This is a genomic window from Nitrospirillum pindoramense, assembly GCF_007827955.1.
Lineage (GTDB): Bacteria > Pseudomonadota > Alphaproteobacteria > Azospirillales > Azospirillaceae > Nitrospirillum > Nitrospirillum amazonense_B.
The window spans coordinates 26,980-47,914 of sequence record NZ_VITR01000022.1 but is presented as its reverse complement, the minus strand read 5'-3'; the positions used below and the strand labels follow the sequence as shown (position 1 = coordinate 47,914).

Below are 20,935 nucleotides of genomic sequence, written 5' to 3'. Positions count from 1 at the left end.
CTGTTCGTGACGTGTGCGGCAAGGCTAATGCGGCGTCCGGGTGTTGATCAATCGCGATGGGCGGCCTCATCCACGGCCCGGTCCAGTTCCTGGATGGCGCAGACGATGTGGTAGAAGCTGCTGGCCGGCGCCGCCTCCTCGACGAAGGTGCCGTCCGGGTTCAGGCGGTCGCGCCACAGGCCCTTCACCGGGGTGTCGAAGTATTTCATCAGGCCGCGCCCGCCGTTGGCGGCCATGGTCCAGTAGCTGTCGCTGCGGTCGGCGTCGTCGCGGGTGGCCAGGGCCGCCAGCACGGCGGCCTTGATGCGCTCCGTCTGCGGCCACAGGCGGGCGACGGGGTCGTGCGGGGTCAGGTCGTCCAGCAGGGCGTTCATGGCCACGCCGCGCGCCGGGTCCACGCCGGGCCCCTCACCGATGGCGATCATGCGCCAGGCGGCGTCCGCCGCCGCCTTGCTGCCGCTCAGGGCGGACCAGCGCAGCATCAGCCAGGACCATTCGAACTGGTGCCCCGGCTCGACGATGCGGCCGGGCGTGCCGGCCTGGGGCCGCCAGTCACCGTCGAAGAACTCCTTCAGCCCGCCCATGTCGTCGTCGATGAAGCGGGTGAGCGCCAGGCCCACGATCTCCTCGGCCAGGTCGCGCCAGCCGGCATCGCCGCCCTGCTCCATCCAGGCCAGGCAGGCCTCCAGCATGTGCATGTGCGGGTTGGACAGCAGGGGCAGGGTGCGGGGATGGCTTTCCTCGAACCCGCCTTGGCCATGGTGCAGCGTCTCCAGCAGGCGCTGGCGCACGGCCACGGCCATTTCTTCGGGCGTGCGGTTCTCCGGCGTGGCGCTCTGCGCGGCGGCGAGCGCGAACAGGGCGAAGGCCTGGTCGTACAGCACCACGGTGTCGTCCAGGGCGGTGCCGTCCGGTGCCACCTTGGTGCGGAACAGGCCGTCGGGCCGGCGGTAATGGTTCAGGAAAAAGGTCAGGCCATGCTCCGCCGCCTCACGCACCGGGCCGTTCCAGCCGGACCGGGCGGCGACGGAATAGGAATAGACCTGGCGGGCCTGCACCCGCGCCCGGCGGGCGTCGTTGGTGGGCTTGCCGTCCAGCCCCAGTTTCTCATGGAAGCCGCCGTGCATCCGGTCCGCCCCCACCTCCCACCACAAGGGATAGGCATGCTCCACCAGCCAGGCCTTCAGTTGGCCGCGAACGGCGGCGGCGTCGAGGAAAGCGGCGGAGGGGGTGGTGGACATGCGGCGTTCCTTTCGTCCGGGGAATCCAATACGGCATCGCGGACGAAGGCCCCGCGCTCCCGCATGCGGAACCGCCGTACCCCCGTCCTCGACCCGGACCATATCGTGGGGTTGGGAAAATGAAAGTTGAAATATTAATTGCCGGTGGTCAGGCGGCGGCGGTCTTCATCAAGGCGGCGCGCGACGGCAACAGCCGGTCGTTGAAGGGCAGGATGGCGGCCCCCACCGCCGGCGCGTCCATAGCCGTGGCCGCCCGATAGACCGGGGCGATCACCGGAATGGTGCCCGTGTGTGCCCGCAGCCGCTCCGTGATCAGTTGGGCCAGGCGGTCCAACTGCGGCAAGGGCAGGCGGCCGCCCAGGAAGATGGCTTCCGGATTGACCAGGCAACTGACGGCGATGATGGGCGGTGTCAGCAGCTCAGCCGCCAGGTCCAGCCACTGGTCCACCAGGCCCTGGCCCTCCGCATCCAGTCCGGCCAACTGGTCCGGCTGGCTCAAGGGATAGCCCTTGGATTGCAGGAAGCTGAACAACGCGGACAGCGACACCGCCTCCTGCAGGGAGGCGGCAGGCGTGCGGGGGGAAGAGACAGGCAGGAAGCCGATCTCGCCGCTGCGGCCCTGCGCGCCCCTGAAATAATGCCCATCGATGACCATGCCGCCACCCAGGCCCCGGCTGATCAGGATGTAGAAGAAGCTGGGGTCGTGCAGCCCATGGCCGAACTGAAGTTCGCCCAACGCCGCTGCCGCCGCGTCGTTCTCCAGGAACACCGGCAGGGGCAGGATGGCGGAAAACAGCCGCGCCACGTCGACGGTGTTCCAGATATCGTAACTGGCGGGCCGGTTGGGCAGGTTCACCCGGCCCAGGTCGTCGGGCACGGCGACGCCGATGCCGACGATGCGTTCCCGCGGGAAGGCGCCGTCCGACAGCAGCGCGTCCACCTGCTCCTTGAAGAAGGCGACCACGGCATCCGGCAGGGGAAAGTCGATGTCCAGCGTGGCGCGATGGCGGATTTGTCCCAGCAGGTCCAGCACCAGCACCGTGACGTGGTCGCGGTCGACATTGACGCCGATGGAGTAGCAGCCATCGGGATTGATGGCCAGGCGCATGGCCGGCTGGCCCCGGGCCCCGTGCAGGCGCCCGACTTCCATAATCAATTGGTCGTTCAGCAGGCGCTTGGTGATGTTGGCGATGGCCGGGGCCGTCAGCCCGGTGATGGTCGCCAGCTCGCTGCGGGTGATGGGTCCGCTGACTCGGATGGCCTGCAGCATGACGCGCTGGTTGTGATCGCCCGCGCGTTCCAGATTCGTGCCCGACAGGCTGGCGCCCAGCGACGGGTGCAGGTCGGCGGAACGATGGGGCGCGGGGGCGGGCATCCGAATATATCCTTTTTAAATTTAACGAAGATTATGGTGGGGATCGTGGGGCAATGCCAGCCCTGACACAATCCCACATTTAATGACGGCCCCATCAGGTTCTACCGGTGCTACGTCCACCCGGCGGCCAGGGCGACTCCACGGGGACGCTTCGGAAAGAAAGGACAGCAGCGCAGCCCTAATTTCCTGTCTCGGCGTCCCTCAATGGCAGAGGTCGTGCTTCGTTCACTAATCTTTACGACATAGTCCCCTGGGGGATGAAAGCGCTGATTGCCGATCGGCCTTGACGCCATCGGGACGCCGTCGCCAGGATCGGGCGTCGTGGCTCTTCGCCGCCTCGCTTCCCTCATATCCCGGGGTCTCGCATGGGACGCTGCGCCGCGTTGGTCGCCCATCTGGTCACCGCAATCCTGCTGCTGGCCCCGCCCTGGTGCGGCCCGGCGATGGCGGCGGGAATGCTGGCGCCATCCGGCGCATTGGCGCAGAGCGATACCGATGCCAGCGGCGCTTGCGTCTGGTTCAACGCCCCCTTGGCGGAAAACCGGGGCGACCTGTCCGCCTTCGTCGCTCTGGAGCCGGCGGCGGATATCGCGGTGACGGCCAGTGACCGACAGCTGTGTCTCAGCGGCCTGGAGCCGGGCAAGGCCTACAGCGTCACCGTGCGCGCTGGCCTGCCGGCCGCCGACGGTGCCGTCCTGCCCAAGAACCTGACCTTCCGCCTGGTGATGCACGACCTGCCGGGCAGTGTCCGCGTCGCCGGCACCGGTTATGTCCTGCCCCGGGTGGGCAATGCCGGGGTGGGGGTGGAGACGGTGAACATTCCCCGGGTGACGCTCAGCCTCTACCGCGCTCCGGAAACCGCCCTGACCAACCTGTCTCTGAACCAGGATCCGACGGGCTGGAGTGTCGAGAGCCTGGTGAACGACAAGGTGCGCCCGGTATGGACCGGGACCATGGACACCAAGGGCCAGCAGAACAAGCGCAGTGTCACCAATTTCCCCCTGGACCAGGTTCTGAAGGACCGGCAACCCGGCGCCTACCTGCTGGTGGTCGAGGACGAGAAGCTGGCCAAGAACCGGGATGACATGCCCTACCAGGAGCGCGAGGCCCGCACGGCCGCACGCTGGTTGGTTGAGACCGACATGGCGCTGACCGCGCTGACGGGTGGGGATGGCCTGACGGTGGTCGCCCGGTCGCTGGCCAAGGCCACGCCCATCTCCGGTGCCCGCGTGGTGCTGGTGGCGCACGATTCCGGCACCCTGGGGGAGGCCAAGACCGATGGCGATGGCATCGCCCATTTCCCCATCGGGCTGCTGCGCGGCAAGGGCGGCGCGCGGCCGGCCCTGGTGGAGGCGTTCGCCGGCGGTCCCTCACTCATTCCCTTCGCCAGCTCGCCGGCCGATTTCGCCGCCCTGTCGCTGGATCGCGCCGCGTTTGACTTCAGCGCGCGCGGTGCCGACGGCCGGCCCGACCCCGGCCCCCTGGACGCCTATGTCTACACCGAGAGGGGCATCTATCGCCCGGGGGAGGTGGTGCATGCCGCCTTCATGCTGCGGGACGCGCAGATCCGCACCAGCGCCGTGGACACCCTGGCAATCGTCGTCCGGCGCAGCGATGGGGTGGAGGCGGCCCACCTGACGGCCAAGCTGGCCAGCGGGGCCGGTACCGTTGACGTGCCCATCAGCGCCGCCGCACCCCGGGGGGAATGGAAGATCGACCTCTATGTCGCCGGCGGCGACGCGGTGGTGGGCAGCGGCAGCTTCCAGGTGGAGGATTTCGTCCCCGAACGCCTGAAGGTGACCATCGGCAAGGCACCGGCCGCCACTCTGGCGGCGGGTCAGGCCGCGACCCTGCCGGTGGAGGCGCGCTTTCTCTATGGCGCCGCGGCCGGGGACCTGCCGGTCGGTGGCGAGGTGCGGCTGGAGCGCGACGACAAGCCCTTCGCCAAGTGGACCGATTTCGCGTTCGGCCGCGATGACGACAAGTTCGAGCCGCAGACGGCGTCGGCCGTCGATACCCATACCGATGGCGAGGGCAAGGCCCAGGTGCAGTTCCCCGTGCCTGAGGCCGGTACCGCGACCGCCCCCTTGCGCGCCGTGGTGACCGTGGCGGTGGTCGAGCCGGGCGGCCGGGTGACACGCGACCAGACGGCGCTGCCGGTCAATTACCGGGCGGGCTTCGTCGGCGTGCGCCCCCTTTTCGCCAACCATCGGGTGCGGGAGGGGGGCAACGCCGATTTCGACATCTTGGCGGTGGACGGCCAGGGCGCGCCCCAGGCGGTCAAGGGGCTGCGCTACACCGTCAGCCTGGTGGATCGCCATTACACCTGGTATCGCAGCGGGTACCAGTGGTCCTACAAGTCCAGCGCGCAATACCAGACGGTGGCCAGCGGCACCCTGGACCTGGACGCTGGCAAGCCCGCGCGCCTCAGCCAACGGCTGGAGTGGGGTGAATACCGCCTGCTGGTGGAAAATCCCGCCAACGGCGCCGTCACCACCGTACCCTTCTACAGCGGCTGGTACATGGCGGGCGCCAGCACGGACGCGCCCGACGTCGTGCCCTCGGCCTTGGACAAGGCCGCCTACCGCGCTGGCGACACCGCGCACCTGCGTATCGAACCGCCCTTCGCCGGGCAGATGCAGGTGGCGGTCGCCGGCCAGGAGGTCCACGTCCTGACCACCCGCGCGGTGGGGGCGGAGCCGGTGACGGTGGATATACCGGTGAAGGCGGAATGGGGCGCCGGCGCCTATGCCCTGGTGTCCTTCGTCAGGCCGGCGGACAAGGTGGTGGGGCATCAGCCCGTGCGCGCGGTTGGACTGGCCTGGATTCCGGTGGATTCCGCCCCCAAGGCGCTGACGGTCAGCATCAACGCGCCCAAGACCCTGCGTCCCCGGCAGAAGGTGGACGTGCAGGTGGACGCGGCGGGCGCGGGGGCGGGGGCCTACGTCACCGTGGCGGCGGTCGATGAGGGCATCCTGCAACTGACCCGGTTCCGCAGTCCCGATCCCCTGGCCCATTACTTCGCCAAGCGCAAGCTGGCGGCGGAGATGCGCGACGATTACGGCCGCCTGCTGGAAAGCCAGGCGGGGCAGACCGGCGTGCTGCGCCAGGGGGGCGATGGGTCGCCGGGCGGGGCCGGCCTGCCGGTGGTCCCCACCCGCACCGTCGCCCTGTTCTCCGGCCTGGTGCCGCTGGACGGCAAGGGCCATGGGAAGGTGACGCTGGACATTCCGGACTTCAACGGCAGCCTGCGCCTGATGGCGGTGGCCCTGGACAAGGACCGCATGGGCATGGCCGAGGGGGCCATGGTGGTGCGCGACCCGGTGGTGGCGGAGGTGATATTGCCCCGCTTCCTGGCGCCCAACGATACCGCGGCCGGGACCTTGCTGCTGCACAACCTGGAAGGGGCCGTCGGCGACTATCGCGTGACGCTGGTGGCCGATGGCGCGTTGAAGCTGGCGGGCGATGCCCGGCGCACCGTGACCCTGGCCGCCGGCCAGCGCGTGGTGCAGCCCGTGGCACTGCGCGGCGGCGAGGCCGGCATCGGAGGGCTGACGCTGCAGGTGGAGGGGCCGGGCGGCCTGAAACTGGAGCGGTCGTGGCCCATCACCGTGCGCCCGGCGGAGGCGCCCATCGTCATGGCCGAGCAGCGCCAGCAGGCGCCGGGCGAGGCCTTCACCCTGCCGTCCAACCTGCTGGACGTCTTCCTGCCCGGCACCGGCAGCATCACGCTGTCCTATGCCAACCTGCCCGGCATCGACGTCGCCGGCCTGATGAAGGATTTGGACCTTTATCCCTATGGCTGCACCGAGCAGACCACCAGCCGCGCCCTGCCGTTGGTCGCCTTTCGCGACTTGGCCCGCCAGTTGGGGCTGGAGGGCAATGTGAAGGACCCGGACAACCGGGTGAACACCGCCATAGACCGGCTGTTGCAGCGACAGGACACCACGGGCCAGTTCGGCCTGTGGGCGGCGGGCGACGGCTTGGGATCGACCTGGCTGCAGATGTACGTGTTCGACTTCCTCACCCGCGCGCGGGGGGCCGGCTATTTCGTGCCCGACACGGCGATGCAGTCGCTGGCCGACTGGGTGACGCAGCAGACCGACCGGGGTGTGGGTGCCACGGGGCAGGAGGGGGAGGCGCTGGTCTATGGCCAGTATCTGCTGGCCAGGGGCGGCCACGCCAACCCCGCCAACCTGCGCTATATCCACGACGTGACGGGGGAACAGCTTTCCACCGGCCCGCTGGCCTATGCCCAACTGGGGGCGGCCCTGCTGGCGTCCGGCGACAAGGCGCGGGCGGACGTGGCGTTCGAGCGGGCGCGGCGGCATCTGGGCCAGTCCTCCCGCGATTATTACAGCAGCCCGCTGCGCGACGCCGCCGCCACCCTGGCGGTGGCGGCCGAGGCCAACAACACGCCCTTGCAGGAGACGGTGCTGCGCCTGGCGCTCTCGGGCCTCAAGGAGCCGTGGTACTACAACACCAACCAGAAAAGCTGGCTGCTGCTGGCGGCGCAGGCCATCCTGGCCAAGGGCCAGCCCATCACGCTGACCACCACCGGCTACGCCAAGGCAGCCACCGGGCGCGCCCTGACCTACAGCCCGACCCCGGCGCAGATGGCCGCGGGCTTCGGGGTGGTCAACAGCGGCGCGGCCCCGGTTTGGCGCACGGTGCAACTGCGCGGCGTGCCCAAGGAAAGCCCCGGCCCGGTGTCCGAGGGCATCACCTTGACCAAGGAGGTCTACACCCTGGACGGCCAGCCCGCCGGCACCGACCACGTCGCACGCAACACGCGGCTGGTGGTGGTGCTGACCGGCACCTTGCAGCAGCCTGTGAAGCGGACCTTGGTGACCGTCGATCCGCTGCCGGCGGGATGGGAGATCGAGTCCGTCCTGCGTCCGGCCCGCAAGGGCAAGAAGGGCCTGGACTGGTTGAAGAACCTCAGCCGCGCCGCGGTGGCGGAGGCCCGGGACGATCGCTTCGTCGGCGTGCTGGACGCGGGCCAATCCTCCTGGTTCTACCGGGACGAGGATGATGAGGACGAAAGTGAAGGCGGGGAGGAGGACAGCGGCCCCACCCAGGGCTTCCGCTTCGCCTACATCGTGCGGGCGGTCACCCCGGGCCAGTTCGCGTTGCCCCCCGCCTCCACCCAGGACATGTACGACCCGGGCGCCATTGCCCGCACCGCCGCCGGCCGCACCGTGGTGGACGCGGTGCCGTGACACCCGACCCGTCCACCGTTTCCCCGCCGGCGCGGCCCGGGCGGGCACGGGCGGCGCGGTGGGCCCGGCGTCTGGGGGCCGGGGCGCTGGTCCTTGCCGTCCTGGCGCTGGTGGCCGACCGGCTGTTCCCGCCCGATCTGGCGCGCTGGCAAAAACGGTCCACCCTGGTGACGGACGAGAAGGGGGAGGTGCTGCGCGCCTTCATCACCGACGACGACGCCTGGCGGCTGCCCCTGACGGCAGCGGAGGCCAGCCCGCTGTATCTGAAGCTGCTGGTCGCCTATGAGGACCACCGTTTTTACCACCATCCCGGTGTCGACCCGCTGGCCCTCGCCCGGGCCCTGGCGCAGGCCATCCGCCACGGGCGCATCGTTTCCGGCGGGTCCACCCTGACCATGCAGGTGGCCCGCCTGCTGGAGCCGCGCCCCCGGACGGTGTGGGCCAAGCTGGTGGAGATGGCGCGGGCCGTGCAGTTGGAGGCGCGGTTCTCCAAGCGCGACATCCTGGGCATGTACCTGACCCTGGCGCCCTTCGGCGGCAACCTGGAGGGCGCACGCGCGGCGTCCCTGGCCTATTTCGACCGGGCGCCCGCGGCGCTGACGCCGGGGCAGGCGGCCCTGCTGGTGACGCTGCCGCAGTCGCCCACCAAGCGCCGGCCGGATTTGGAGCCGGCGGCGGCGCGGGCGGGGCGGGACGGCCTGCTGCGCCGCATGGCCGCCGCCGGCGTGCTGACCCGCCAGGCGGCGCGGGAAGCGATGTCGGAGCCGTTGCCCCTTGGGCGCCGGCCACTGCCCTTCCTGGCGCCCCATCTGGCCGACCGCTTGCGCCGCGCGGCGCCGCCGGGTGCCGTCATCGCCAGTACCTTGGACGCCGGCCTGCAGCGCCGGGTGGAAGCGCTGGTGCGCGATGCCCAGGGCACGCTGGAGCCCGAGGCCGAGATCGCCGTGCTGGTCATGGAGGTCGGCAGCCGCAAGGCCCGCGCCTATGTCGGGGGCAGCTTCAGCGGCCCCTTCGGCCAGGTCGACATGGTGGCCGCCCCCCGATCCCCCGGCTCGGCCCTGAAGCCTTTCCTCTATGGCCTGGGCTTCGAGGCGCTACCCCTGCATCCCGAAACCCGCATCAACGACGCGCCGACCATCTTCGGCGACTACGCGCCGCGCAACTTCGACGGCGGGTTCCATGGGCTGGTGACGGTGCGCGAGGCGCTGCAACAGTCGCTCAACGTTCCGGCGGTGAAGGTGCTGGACCGGCTGGGGCCCGCCCGTTTCCTGGGCCGCCTGCGGGATGCGGGGGCGCAGGTCGCCTTGCCCCGGCCGGACGCCACCCCCGGCCTGCCCCTGGCCTTGGGCGGCCTGGGTCTGAGCCTGGCGGACCTGACCAGTCTTTATGCCGACCTGGCCGATGGCGGACAGGCCCAGCCCCTGCTGCTGACCCCCCAATCCGGGGCCAAGCGTCCCGGCCACCGGCTGATGAGCCCGGTGGCGGCGTGGTATGTGGCGGACATCCTGGCGGGCACGCCCCGGCCCGATGGACGCGCCGCCGTCGGGGGCCGGTGGCTGGCCTACAAGACGGGCACCTCCTATGGCTTCCGTGACGCCTGGGCCGTCGGTTTCACCCCCGCCTATGTGGTCGGGGTGTGGGTGGGCCGGCCTGATGGGACCCCCCGGCCCGGCGCCGCCGGCCGCGATACCGCCGCGCCGCTCCTGTTCCGCTTGATGGACCTGGTGCCGGATCACGGGGGCCCTCCCGATCCGCCGCCCGGTGTGCTGGAGGCCGGCCCCGGCCATGCCTTGCCCCCGGCGCTGGCCCTATTCGACCGGGGTGGGCCTGGTGTGACGCAAGCCCAGGCCCCCTTGCGCATCGCCTTTCCCCCCGATGGCGCGGAGGTGGAACGAACGGAAGGGCGTAATGGCACCCCCATTCCCGTCCCGCTGGAGGCCCTGGGCGGCCAGCCCCCCTTGCGTTGGCTGGTCAACGGCCTGCCTCTGCCGCCGGCCGCCGGGGATGCGGCGGACTGGGTACCGGATGGCATCGGCTTCGCCGACATCGCCGTCATCGACGCGGCCGGCCAGCGGGCCAAGGCCAGCGTGCGGGTACGATGATGGGTGCATTCGATGCAGCCGCGCGATGGCTGATGTGAGAGGCTGTTTCCGCTTCGTCGACTACCACCACCGATGGCACCGGCCATGACGCTTTCATTCCTACACCGGGTGGATCGCTGTTCCGGGGCCGTGCGCGCCCTGTTGCTGGGGGCCGCCGTCTGCATTCCCACGTTAGCCTGGCCCATCATGGTGGGGGCGCAAGGCGGGGCGCCGCCCGCCACAGCCCCCACCGCGACGTCCCTGACGCCGGAGCAGAGGGACGCCACATGGCGCCAAGCCACCAAGGGGGCACGGGAACGGGACGCCCTGCTGAAAAAGGTGGCGGCGGGCGATGCCGGCGGGCCCTTCCGGCCGGATTGGGACTCCTTACGCACCTGGCAGGTGCCGCAATGGTACACGGATGCCAAGTTCGGCATCTTCATCCACTGGGGCGTCTATTCCGTGCCGGCCTTCGGCAGCGAATGGTATTCGCGCCGCATGTACATGCAGGGCAGCAAGGAATACCAGCACCACCTGGCCGTTTATGGCCCGCCGGACAAGTTCGGCTACAAGGACTTCATCCCCCTGTTCAAGGCGGAGAAGTACGATCCCCGCGCCTGGGCCGCCCTGTTCCGCGCGGCGGGTGCCCGCTATGTCGTGCCGGTGGCGGAACATCATGACGGCTTCGCGATGTACGCCACCCGCCTGTCCGACTGGTCGGCCCTGCGCATGGGCCCCAAGCGCGACCTGATCGGTGACTTGGCGCGGGCGGTGCGGGCGCAGGGCCTGCACCTGGGCCTGTCCTCCCACCGTGCGGAACATGACTGGTTCTTTGGCGAGGGCCGCAAGATCGCGTCGGACGTGAATGACCCGCGCTACGCCGACCTCTACGGCCCGGCGCAGGCGCGCCTGACGGCGGAGGATACGGGCGACGCCCAGATGACGGGCGACTTCACCTACGTGTCCACCGCTTGGCTGGACGATTGGTTGGCGCGCACGGCGGAACTGGTGGAGGATTACCACCCCGACCTCATTTACTTTGACTGGTGGATCAGCCATCCGGCCTTCCGCACCACCCTGCCCAAGTTCCTCGCCTATTATTACAACACCCAAGGCCGGCGCGGGGCGTCGGCGGTGGTGAATTACAAGGAGGGGGCGCTGGCGGCCGCCAGCGGTGTGGCGGATGTGGAGCGGGGGCTGATGCCCGATATCCAGCCCCGCGTCTGGCAGACCTGCACATCCTTGGGCGACTACAGCTGGGGCTATATCGAGGGGGAGCGCTACAAGTCGCCGGATAAGGTCATCCACCTGCTGGCCGACATCGTGTCCAAGAACGGCAATTTGCTCTTGAACATCGGCCCGCGCGCCGACGGCACCATCCCGGAGGAGGCGCAGGACAGGCTGCGGGCCATCGGCGCCTGGCTGAAGACCAATGGCGAGGCCATCTACGGCACCCGGCCGTGGCGCCAATTCGGCGAGGGGCCCGCGCAGATGGCCAGCGGCTCGTTCAAGGAGGGAGAGACGGACAGGCCCCTAGGGCCGGAGGATTTCCGCTTCACCGTCAAGGGTGACACCCTCTACGCCATCGAGATGGGCTGGCCGGAGGACGGGCGGGCCGTCATCCACGCCCTGCCGGCGGGCGAACCGGTCAAGGCCGTCATCCTGCTGGATGGTGGGGCCGGCCAAACCATTTCCTTCCACCAGGATGGGGAAGGCCTGCACCTGATAGTGCCTAAACAGGCGCCCGGCGACTACGCCTTTGTCTACCGCATCGAACGCTGAGCGGGTTAGCCCCTCCGTGTTATGGCGGAGGGCATACTGGTTCCGCGCGTCACCTCGCTTTTATAGTTTATTCCCGGGGCGCGGGTGGCAAAGGGTAATGGAAGAGATCGAATTTTTAGCGGGCTGGGAACAGTGCGTAGGGCATGTCGAAATCAACAACCCGGCCGTGCGGTTGCCCCGCGTGAGCATTTGCGCCATCGTCAAGAACGAAGGCGATTTTCTGCTGGAATGGGTCGCCTACTACCGGCTGATGGGGGTTGACCGCTTCGTCATCTATGACAATGGCAGCACCGATGGCACGCGTCTGCTGTTGGACCGCATCGCCGCATGCGCCGGCATCACCGTCGTGGACTGGCCGTCGGCCGCCGGGCACGCCACGCTGCTTTTCCCCGAAGCTCGCGATGTCGTGATGTCGCTTCCCAATCCGCAGGATTTCGATTGGTGGGGAAACACGACGCTGGGGCCGCAACTGCGCGCCTACAACCATTTCCTGACCTACTTCGGGGCGGAAACCGACTGGGCGCTGTTCATCGACGCCGATGAATTCGTCGTCAGCCGGGAAGGGCTTTCCCTGCCGGCGCTGGCGGCGAACTATGGTGCCGCCCCCGGCGTGGGGGCGGTCGCGGTCAATTGGCGCTACTTCGGTTCCAGCGGGCAGTTGGAACCCGATGGCCGGCTGGTGACCGAGCGCTTCACCCGTTGCGCTCCGGCACGGCACAATGGGCATGTCCATATGAAGACCTTGGCGCGGACGGCCGCCGTGGACCGCATGCTCATCCATTCCGGACGTCTGCGGGAGGGGTGGCGCTATGTCGATGACCTGGGGGCCGCCGTTGAATTGCGCGACCACGCCTTTACGCCCGACATTTCCCACGCCCGGCTGTACATCCATCACTATTCCGTCAAGTCGCGGTGGGAGTTCGAGCGCAAGCGGGCGCGGGGGCGGGCCCCGTACCCGGATCACCACCCGCACAAGCATGAAGGATTGGACGACGCGTATTTCCGCCGTCAGGACCTGAATGATGAGGAGGATGTGACCCTGCTTCGCCACGTTCCGGCCGTGAAGGCGGAGATGGCGCGCCTCCTGGGCTGAAACGACGCCCCTTTCAGACAAAAGGGCGATGAGGTGTGCAAGCGCCAGGATGCCATCCGGCGTACCTTTTCCAGGCGGCGGCGGGGTGCCCCCCGCACTTTTATCACCCCGTCGCCTTCCTCCCCATGGGCGGACCCCGCGGCCCCTGCCGCACCGCCAGACTTGATGCCCGCGCCCATCATCCAGGGCGCGGGCATCGCTTTATCCGGCGCCTGCGGTCGCGGGCTGCAGCGGCACGAGGCGCCCTCTCGTGCCACCTGGGTATCACTCCGGCGTGCTGGCGTCGGATGAGCGCTGCCAGATGTTCAGGCCGGTATCGACGGCGTGGGCGTCGATCTCCGCCAGCTCCGCGTCCGTGAACGTCAGGTTCTTCAGCGCGTCCAGGCTGTCGTCCAATTGGGCCACGGTGCGGGCGCCGATGAGGGCGGAGGTGACGCGGGCGTCGCGCAGCACCCAGGCGATGGCCATCTGCGCCAGGGTCTGGCCGCGCCGCTCGGCGATGGCGTTCAGGGCGCGCACATGCGCCAGCGCCGTCGGCGTCAGCAGCTCTTCCTTGAAGGAACCGCCCTTGGCGGCGCGGGCGTCGGCTGGCACGCCATTCAGGTACTTCCTGGACAGGAGGCCCTGTGCCAGCGGGGAGAAGGCGATGCAGCCGATGCCGGCATCCTTCAAGGTTTCCAGCAGGCCGCCCTCGATCCAGCGGTTCAGCATGGAATAGCTGGGCTGATGGATCAGGCAGGGCGTGCCCATCTCCTTCAGCAGCGCCGCCGCCTTGGCCGTCATGTCGGCTGAGTAGGAGGAGATGCCGACGTACAGCGCCTTGCCCTGGCGCACCACCTGGGCCAGGGCGCCCATGGTCTCTTCCAGCGGCGTGGTCGGGTCGACACGATGGGAATAGAAGATGTCGACATACTCCAGGCCCATGCGGCGCAGGCTCTGGTCCAGGCTGGCGATCAGGTACTTGCGCGACCCGCCGATGCCGTAGGGCCCGGGCCACATGTCGTATCCGGCCTTGGTGGAGATGATCATCTCATCCCGGTAGGGGCGGAAATCGGTGGCCATCACCCGGCCGAAATTCTCTTCCGCCGAGCCATAGGGCGGGCCGTAGTTGTTGGCCAGGTCGAAGTGGGTGACGCCGCGGTCGAAGGCCCGGCGCAGGATGGCGCGGCCGGTTTCGAAGACGTCGGCGCCGCCGAAATTGTGCCACAGGCCCAGTGAGATGGCGGGCAGGTCCAAGCCGCTGCGCCCGCAGCGGCGATAGGGCATGGCCTCGTAACGGTCGTCGGCGGCACGGTAGAGGGATTGCATGTCTCAGGCTCCAGCTAGGGGCGGTGACCGGGGCACCATAAGGGGATCGCCGGTGGGCTCCAAGGCGGGAGTGATTAACGCCGCGAGGCCGCCCTCCCGAAACGCAAAGAGGGCCGGCAACGGGATCAACCGTTGCCGGCCCTCTTGTCTCAGCCGCAGGACGCTTGCCTTCAAGCCGCCTTGATCGCGGCCAGGAAACGGCTGACGTGGGCTTGCAGCACGTCCGACTGTTCCGACAGGTCGTGGGCGGCACCCAACACCTGGGTGGCGGCGGCACCGGCCTGCCCGGCGGCCTGGGTCACGGCGCCCAGGGCGTCGGCCACGCCTTGGGTGCCGGTGGCGGCCTGGCCGACATTGCGGCTGATTTCCGTGGTCGAGGCGCCTTGCTGCTCCATGGCGGCGGCGATGGAGGTGGAAATGCCGTTCACCTCCTCGATCACCGTGCCGATGGCCTGGATGGCGCTGGCGGTGCGCGATGACACCTGCTGCACGGCCATGATCTGCGCGGCGATGTCCTCGGTCGCCTTGGCCGTCTGGTTGGCCAGGCCCTTCACCTCCGCCGCCACGACGGAGAAGCCCTTGCCGGCCTCACCGGCGCGCGCCGCCTCAATGGTGGCGTTCAGCGCCAGCAGGTTGGTCTGTTCCGCGATGGTCTGGATCAGGGTAACGACCTCACCGATACGCTGGGTGGCGTCCGTCAGGCCGGCGACGGTGGCCATGGTTTCCCGCGTGTCCATGCTGGCGCGGCTGGCGATGGCTTGGGCGTGCACCACCTGGCGGTTGATCTCCGCGATGCTGGCCGCCATCTCCTCCGCCGCCGCGGCCACCGTCTGGACGTTGGCGGTGGTCTGCCCGGCGGCGGCGGCGGCGCTGGCCGACTGGCGGTTGGTTTCCCCCGCCACGCCGGACATGCTCTGCGCGGCGGCGTCCAACTCGGCGGCGGCGCCGCTGAACTGCCGCAGGATGTCGGAGGACTGCCGGTCGAAGTCGCTGACCAGGCTGTCGATCGCGGCGACGCGGCGGGCCTTGGCCGCCTCCGCCTCGCGTTGGGCGGCCGCCAAGCGGTCGGCTTCCACCAGGCCGTCGCGGAAGACCTGGACCGCCCGGGCCATGGCGCCGATCTCATCCTGGCGGTCGGCGCCGGGAATGGCGGTATCCAACTGCCGCTGGCTCAGTCGCGTCATCGCCGCCGTCAGCAGGCGGGTGGGGCGGCCGGTGGTCAGCACGGTGACGGCGCCGGCGCCGAAGGCTACGGCCAGGGCCAAGCCCAGCGCCACCAGCGTACCCAGGCGCGAACTGCCAGTGGTTCGGCTCAGCAGGGCGTAAGCATCCTGGCCGGCGCGATAGTTAAGGTCAGCCGCGTCGGTCAGCACCTTGATAAGGGCACGCGTCTGTTCCCGGTTTGCTCCGGCGTAGAGCTTCAACGCCGTCTCCCGGTCGCCCTTGCGCAGGGCGTCGGCGACCTGGGTGGAAGAGGCGAGGAACTGCGGCCACAGTTGGTCGAACTGGTCCATCTGCGACCGCTCGATGGTGATCAGCGGGTCGTAGGCCCGGCGGCCCTTGGCCACGCGATCCAGTTCCTGGGCAACGATCTTTTCCTGCTCGGCCCGCGCCGCGTCATCGGTGGCCAGCAACATGCCCTGCTGGAAGCGCCGGGCCTCCAATACGCCCTGCAGCAGTTCATTGCTGGCGACGATGGAGGGCAGGGCATCGGTTCCCAGGTCCGCGGCGGCTCGTTCGATACGGGATAGACGCTCCAGGGCGAACAGCCCCAGGCCCAGGGTCACGAGCAGGACCAGCGCGAAGGCCCAGAATATCCGGGTACGTAAGGAAAGATCGACAAGACGCGGCATGGCGGCTCCTGCAGTGGATTGCGCTGTTGTCCCTATACCTTCCCCAAAAGAGATGCCTCGTTATGGGGAGAGGTTCTGGGATGCACCTGTCCAATTGCTACCGTGGTTAGCCGCCTATCCTGTCGCCCGTAGGCGGGCTGCGGCGTTCTGCCGCTATCTTGCTATCATTAGATGGGATTTTATCTAATTGGTGCCGATCAGGGGCGGCGCCTTTACTACACCGGCTCCGCCAGGTCCGCTGTTTCCACCTGGCGCAGCACGGTGCGCAGGGTCAGGGCGTCGTCGCTGCCGAAGGCGTGCTCGAACCGTGCTTGCGCCGCCGCCCACAGCGGCTGGGCCTGGGCGATCAGATCCCGCCCCTCCGCCGTCAGCACCAGGACCCGGCGGCGTTTGTCGGCCGGGGTGATGGTCAGGCGCACCAGGTTGCGCTTCTCCAGCGGGCGCAGCAGGTGCCCCAGGGTGGACCTGTCCATGGCCAGCAGGGCCGCCAGATCCTGGATGCCTCTGGGCCCATGGCGGTTCAGGCGGGACAGGATGGAATACTGGTTGATGCCCAGGCCGGTGGGCGCCAGGGCCGCGTCATAGAACTTGGTCAGTCGGCGTGAGGCCTGGCGCAAAGCGGCGCAGTTGCACTGCGTGGGCTCGGACGGGGCGTCGGCGAGGGGGGCGGTATCAGGCATGAACGGTCCTGGTGGAAACGGGCGCCAGCGTATCAGGCGCGCCTGCGGGTGCGCTGTCAACGGCCATATGGGCAATTACCCGTAAATACGACATGCTCATGCTCGGGCATCCCGTTCGGGGTCGCCCGCAACCGGAGGAACACCCATGCCACTCGCCCGCATTGACCTCGTCAGAGGCAAGTCCGCCGAATACCGCCATACCATCGGCGAAGTGATCTACGAGGCTATGCTCAGCACCCTGAACGTGCCCAAGGACGATCGCTTCCAGATCATCACCGAACATGGTGACAGCGACTTCGTGGCCGATCCGACCTATCTGGGTATTCATCGCACCCGCGACACGGTGATCATCCAAGTCACCCTGAACCTGGGCCGGACGCTGGAGGTGAAGAAGGCCTTCTACAAGGCGGTGGCCGATGGCCTGCACGCGCGCCTTGGACTGCGGCGCGAGGATGTGTTCATCAACCTGGTCGAGGTGCCCAAGGAGAACTGGTCCTTCGGCAACGGCGAAGCGCAGTACGCGTGATCCAAGACCGGGGAGGGGAACTGCGCCCGCAGGTCAAAAAGTTCTGAAAAGCAACTATTTCCGGCGCCACTCAACACCCTCTTTGAGAAGACTCGTTTGTGTGGCGCCGGTCCCGCCCGGATGCTGACCGCCTCGACATCAGCGGAGGCGATCATGAGTGCGGGCAAGCAGTTGAAACTGGGCTTCATCCTTCACGGCGTTGGCCGGACCTGGGGGGATTGGCGCCATCCCGACGCGCAGCCCGGCGCCAGCACGGATGTCGCCTTCTACAAACGCCAGGCACAGGTGGCGGAACGGGGCAAGTTCGACTTCCTGTTCGTGGCCGACAGCGTCTACATCACCGAGAAATCCAGTCCCCACTATTTGAATCGGTTCGAGCCGCTGACCATCCTGTCGGCGCTGGCGGGCGCGACCAGCCATATAGGCCTGGTGGGGACCCTGACGGTCAGCTACAGCGAGCCCTACACCGTGGCGCGCCAGTTCGCCTCGCTGGACCATATCAGCGGCGGCCGGGCGGGGTGGAACGTGGTCACCAGCTGGCTGGAGGGCAGCGCCGCCAACTACAGCAAGGCCCAGCACCTTGCCCATGACCAGCGCTATCGCCTGGCGGCGGAGTATCTGGACGTGGTCCAGGGCCTGTGGGACAGCTGGGAGGATGACGCCCTGGTTCATGACAAGGAAAGCGGCGTCTTCTTCGATCCGAAGAAGCTCAACACCCTGGACCATAAGGGGGAGTTCTTCCAGGTGCGGGGACCGCTGAACATCGCCCGTTCGCCCCAGGGGCAGCCGGTGATCTTCCAGGCCGGCGCGTCGGAGGATGGCAAGAACTTCGCCGCCAAGCATGCCGACGCCATCTTCGTCGGCCAGGACGACCTGGCGGAGGCACAGGCGTACTACGCCGACGTGAAGGCGCGGGCCGCCGGCTTCGGCCGCGATCCGGATAAGGTGTTCATCCTGCCGGGCGTGGCGCCGGTGGTGGGCGCCACCGAGGCGGAGGCCGAGGCCAAGTACCAGGAACTGGCCAACCTGGTGTCCATCGAGAACGCCCTGTCCATGCTGGGCCGGCCGTTCAACGACCATGACTTCAGCCAATACGACCTGGACGCGCCTTTCCCCGAGGTCGGGGCCGATGCGTACAACAGCACCCAGAGCGCCGTGCTGAAGATCGTGGCGGCCGCCAAGGCGGACAACCTGACCCTGCGCCAGGTGGCCCAGCGTTTCGCCACCCCGCGCGGCAACTTCGTCGGCACCCCGGAACAGATCGCCGACAAGTTCCAGCACTGGCTGGAAGCCAAGGCCGCCGACGGCTTCGTCTTCTTCGAGGCATTGCCTAAGCAGTTGGACGTGTTCGTGGAGACGGTGGTGCCCATCCTCCAAGACCGCGGCCTGCTGCGGCGGGAGTACGAGGGCGAGACCTTCCGCGACAATCTGGGGCTGGAGGTGCCGGTCAACCGCTTCACCGCCGCCAAGGCGGCGCGGGGGGCCGCCTGACCGCGATCCCTTGAGGCGCGGGGAGCGGACGGGTGGCGTTGGGGCGCCACCCGTCCTTTCTTTTGGGCTCAGCCGGCGCCGTTGGCGGCGCTGAGCACGGCGCGGACGGAGGCGGTGGCGACGTCGGTGTCGATGCCCACGCCGAAGACCTTGCGGCCGTCGCCGGTGCGGCACTCGACATAGGCGGCAGCGCGGGCGTCGCCGCCGTGGCCGATGGCGTGTTCCTGGTAATCGACGATGTCCAGCTCCACCCCGCAATCGGCCTTCAGCGCGGCCAGCACGCTGGACAGCAGGCCATTGCCCCGGCCGCTGACGCTGCGTTCCTCCCGGCCCACGCTGATGCGGCCGACGAACATGCGCTCCTTGCTGCCGGCGGCGCCGGTTTCCTGATAGTCGATCAGTTCGAAACGCTGCAGGCCGGTCAGGCAGTAGGTGTCCTGGAAGATGGACCAGATGTCGGCGGCGGTCAGCTCGCGGCTGGTCTCGTCGGCGTAGCCTTGGACCACGCGGCTGAAGTCGATCTGCAGGGGCCGGGGCAGCTTCAGGCCCTTGTCCTGTTCCATGACCCAGGCGATGCCGCCCTTGCCCGACTGGCTGTTGACGCGGATGACGGCCTCATAGCCGCAGCCCAGGTCGGTGGGGTCGATGGGCAGGTAGGGCACGTCCCAGAATTGGTCGTTGCGCCCGGCCTGCGCGGCGAAGCCCTTCTTGATGGCGTCCTGATGCGATCCGGAGAAGGCGGTGAACACCAGCTCACCCGCATAGGGGTGGCGGGGATGCACCGGGATCTGGTTGCAGTACTGGACCGTCTGGACGACCGACTGGATGTCGGAGAAGTCCAGGCCCGGGTCCACGCCCTGGGTGTACAGGTTCAGGCCCAAGGTCACCAGGTCGACATTGCCTGTGCGCTCGCCATTGCCGAACAGGCAGCCCTCGACACGGTCGGCGCCGGCCTGCACGGCCAGTTCCGCCGCCGCCACGCCGGTGCCCCGGTCGTTGTGGGGATGGACGCTGATGATGACGCTGTCGCGGCGGCTGATCTGGCGGCAGAATCGCTCGATCTGGTCGGCGTAGATGTGCGGGCCGGCGGCCTCCACCGTGGCCGGCAAGTTCAGGATGACGGGCTTGTCCGGCGTGGGTTGCAGCACGTCCAGCACGGCCTCGCACACCTCCAGGGCGAAGTCGGGCTCGGCCGTGCTGAAGGTCTCGGGCGAGTATTCGAAGATCCAGTCGGTCTCGGGATACTTCTCCGCCTGCTCGCGCATGATGGTCACGCCCTTGACGGCGATGTCCTTGATGCCGGCCCGGTCCATGCCGAAGACGATGCGGCGCCAGGCGGGGGAGATGGCGTTGTACATATGGACGATGGCGCGGGGGGCGCCGCGCAGGCTCTCGAACGTACGCTCGATCAGGTCGCGCCGCGCCTGGGTCAGCACCTGGATGGTGACGTCGCCGGGGACCTTGCCGCCGTCCACCAGGCTGCGGACGAAGTCGAATTCCGTCTGCGAGGCGGAGGGGAAGCCGACCTCGATCTCCTTGAAGCCGATCCGCACCAGCATGTCGAAGAAGCGTTGCTTCTTCTCCGCGTCCATGGGGTCGATCAGGGCCTGGTTGCCGTCGCGCAGATCGGTGGACAGCCAGCGCGGCGCGCGGGTGATGGCGCGCGACGGCCAGGTGCGGTCGGGCAGGTCGGCGTGGGCGAAGGGGCGGTATTTGGTGGAGGGATCGCGCAACATGGTCAGGGCGTCTCTGCTTTAAGGGTATTCAGTCGGGGGAGGTGAATACGGCCAAACCTACAGCCGCCGGATGGCCGTCAGGCCCGGCGACCGCCGGTAAGGCGCAGGCGCGCGGCGAGGGTCAGCGGCTGGGCGCTGGCGGCGGCGATGCTGGCTTTGGCAGAAAAGGCCCAGGGGGCGATATCACATGACATGGGTAAAACTCACGAACCTTACGCAACCTTATGACGAAATGCCCGGTCCTCTCAGGAGGCCGGGTTCATAAGGAGCAGCAGGGTGGTCGTGGTCACGGTCATGATGCCCAGGATAAAACCGGCATCCGGGCGGCGTGTCAAGCGAACACGCTTACGAAATTTCAAGGACAGCCATGCCCTGGCATCAAAGGGTCGATGCCGGGGCGATAGCGACAATGTTTGGTCTAAGCCTCTCCGAGGTGGAGCACGAGCATGATCTGCGCTCATGCTCGTGTAGGACGCGACCGCGTCCGCCGGAGATTTCCGGGGAACGGAGTGGACTGGAAATCGAGGACAGCCAAAGGCCCGGACGG

General features: G+C 68.5%; 12 protein-coding genes. 6 read left to right on the top strand and 6 right to left on the bottom strand.

Annotation, left to right across the window (positions count from 1 at the left end):
* Positions 1 to 47 precede the first annotated feature (47 nt).
* Together FBZ90_RS25725 and FBZ90_RS25720 are read right to left on the bottom strand one after the other, a co-directional pair.
* On the bottom strand, positions 48 to 1,241 hold the full coding sequence (locus FBZ90_RS25725) for an AGE family epimerase/isomerase (RefSeq protein ID WP_145736229.1): 1,194 nt from the start codon (positions 1,239 to 1,241) through the stop codon (positions 48 to 50).
* A 148-nt stretch (positions 1,242 to 1,389) separates the two neighbouring features.
* Positions 1,390 to 2,616 (bottom strand): ROK family transcriptional regulator, encoded by a 1,227-nt coding sequence (locus tag FBZ90_RS25720; protein ID WP_145736227.1) that lies wholly within the window; start codon positions 2,614 to 2,616, stop codon positions 1,390 to 1,392.
* Between the two features lie 365 nt (positions 2,617 to 2,981).
* On the opposite strand from FBZ90_RS25720, the gene FBZ90_RS25715 reads away from it, so the two are divergent.
* The 4 genes from FBZ90_RS25715 (at position 2,982) to FBZ90_RS25700 (ending at position 12,794) form a co-directional block, all read left to right on the top strand.
* The gene (locus FBZ90_RS25715) at positions 2,982 to 7,838 is read left to right on the top strand and encodes an alpha-2-macroglobulin family protein (RefSeq protein WP_145736225.1); all 4,857 of its coding nucleotides are present in this window, start codon (positions 2,982 to 2,984) and stop codon (positions 7,836 to 7,838) included.
* Positions 7,835 to 9,940 carry a penicillin-binding protein 1C gene (gene pbpC, locus FBZ90_RS25710; RefSeq protein WP_246130879.1) on the top strand — a complete coding sequence of 702 codons (2,106 nt, stop codon included), beginning with the start codon at positions 7,835 to 7,837 and terminating at the stop codon, positions 9,938 to 9,940. The genes FBZ90_RS25715 and pbpC overlap by 4 nt, the downstream gene beginning before the upstream one ends.
* A gap of 84 nt (positions 9,941 to 10,024) precedes the next feature.
* Positions 10,025 to 11,701, top strand: coding sequence for an alpha-L-fucosidase (locus FBZ90_RS25705; protein WP_145736223.1), 1,677 nt, complete (start codon positions 10,025 to 10,027; stop codon positions 11,699 to 11,701).
* 181 nt (positions 11,702 to 11,882) lie between these two features.
* Positions 11,883 to 12,794 carry a glycosyltransferase family 2 protein gene (locus FBZ90_RS25700; RefSeq protein WP_186456047.1) on the top strand — a complete coding sequence of 304 codons (912 nt, stop codon included), beginning with the start codon at positions 11,883 to 11,885 and terminating at the stop codon, positions 12,792 to 12,794.
* A 264-nt stretch (positions 12,795 to 13,058) separates the two neighbouring features.
* Here the strand turns inward: FBZ90_RS25700 and mgrA are convergent, their stop codons facing one another.
* From mgrA to FBZ90_RS25685, 3 genes are all read right to left on the bottom strand, one after another.
* Positions 13,059 to 14,102, bottom strand: a complete 1,044-nt coding sequence (gene mgrA / locus FBZ90_RS25695; protein ID WP_145736220.1) for an L-glyceraldehyde 3-phosphate reductase — start codon at positions 14,100 to 14,102, stop codon at positions 13,059 to 13,061.
* A 170-nt stretch (positions 14,103 to 14,272) separates the two neighbouring features.
* Complete coding sequence (locus FBZ90_RS25690; protein WP_145736218.1) at positions 14,273 to 15,955, bottom strand: methyl-accepting chemotaxis protein; 1,683 nt, start codon at positions 15,953 to 15,955, stop codon at positions 14,273 to 14,275.
* Between the two features lie 215 nt (positions 15,956 to 16,170).
* On the bottom strand, positions 16,171 to 16,635 hold the full coding sequence (locus tag FBZ90_RS25685) for a MarR family winged helix-turn-helix transcriptional regulator (protein ID WP_145736217.1): 465 nt from the start codon (positions 16,633 to 16,635) through the stop codon (positions 16,171 to 16,173).
* 145 nt (positions 16,636 to 16,780) lie between these two features.
* Between FBZ90_RS25685 and FBZ90_RS25680 the strand changes: the two genes are divergently transcribed.
* A complete protein-coding gene (locus FBZ90_RS25680; protein WP_145736215.1) occupies positions 16,781 to 17,161 on the top strand; it encodes a tautomerase family protein in 381 nt (126 codons plus the stop codon).
* A 153-nt stretch (positions 17,162 to 17,314) separates the two neighbouring features.
* The gene (locus FBZ90_RS25675; protein WP_145736213.1) at positions 17,315 to 18,652 is read left to right on the top strand and encodes an LLM class flavin-dependent oxidoreductase; all 1,338 of its coding nucleotides are present in this window, start codon (positions 17,315 to 17,317) and stop codon (positions 18,650 to 18,652) included.
* A gap of 68 nt (positions 18,653 to 18,720) precedes the next feature.
* Here the strand turns inward: FBZ90_RS25675 and leuA are convergent, their stop codons facing one another.
* Positions 18,721 to 20,388, bottom strand: a complete 1,668-nt coding sequence (leuA, locus tag FBZ90_RS25670; protein WP_145736211.1) for a 2-isopropylmalate synthase — start codon at positions 20,386 to 20,388, stop codon at positions 18,721 to 18,723.
* Positions 20,389 to 20,935 lie beyond the last annotated feature (547 nt).

Bases quoted from the DNA above. Each gene is read 5' to 3' on its own strand.
- FBZ90_RS25720 (WP_145736227.1), bottom strand. From the start codon at position 2,616: ATGCCCGCCCCCGCGCCCCATCGTTCCGCCGACCTGCACCCGTCGCTG.
- leuA (WP_145736211.1), bottom strand. From the start codon at position 20,388: ATGTTGCGCGATCCCTCCACCAAATACCGCCCCTTCGCCCACGCCGAC.
- FBZ90_RS25675 (WP_145736213.1), top strand. From the start codon at position 17,315: ATGAGTGCGGGCAAGCAGTTGAAACTGGGCTTCATCCTTCACGGCGTT.
- FBZ90_RS25685 (WP_145736217.1), bottom strand. From the start codon at position 16,635: ATGCCTGATACCGCCCCCCTCGCCGACGCCCCGTCCGAGCCCACGCAG.
- FBZ90_RS25725 (WP_145736229.1), bottom strand. From the start codon at position 1,241: ATGTCCACCACCCCCTCCGCCGCTTTCCTCGACGCCGCCGCCGTTCGC.
- FBZ90_RS25680 (WP_145736215.1), top strand. From the start codon at position 16,781: ATGCCACTCGCCCGCATTGACCTCGTCAGAGGCAAGTCCGCCGAATAC.
- mgrA (WP_145736220.1), bottom strand. From the start codon at position 14,102: ATGCAATCCCTCTACCGTGCCGCCGACGACCGTTACGAGGCCATGCCC.
- FBZ90_RS25690 (WP_145736218.1), bottom strand. From the start codon at position 15,955: ATGCCGCGTCTTGTCGATCTTTCCTTACGTACCCGGATATTCTGGGCC.
- FBZ90_RS25705 (WP_145736223.1), top strand. From the start codon at position 10,025: ATGACGCTTTCATTCCTACACCGGGTGGATCGCTGTTCCGGGGCCGTG.
- FBZ90_RS25715 (WP_145736225.1), top strand. From the start codon at position 2,982: ATGGGACGCTGCGCCGCGTTGGTCGCCCATCTGGTCACCGCAATCCTG.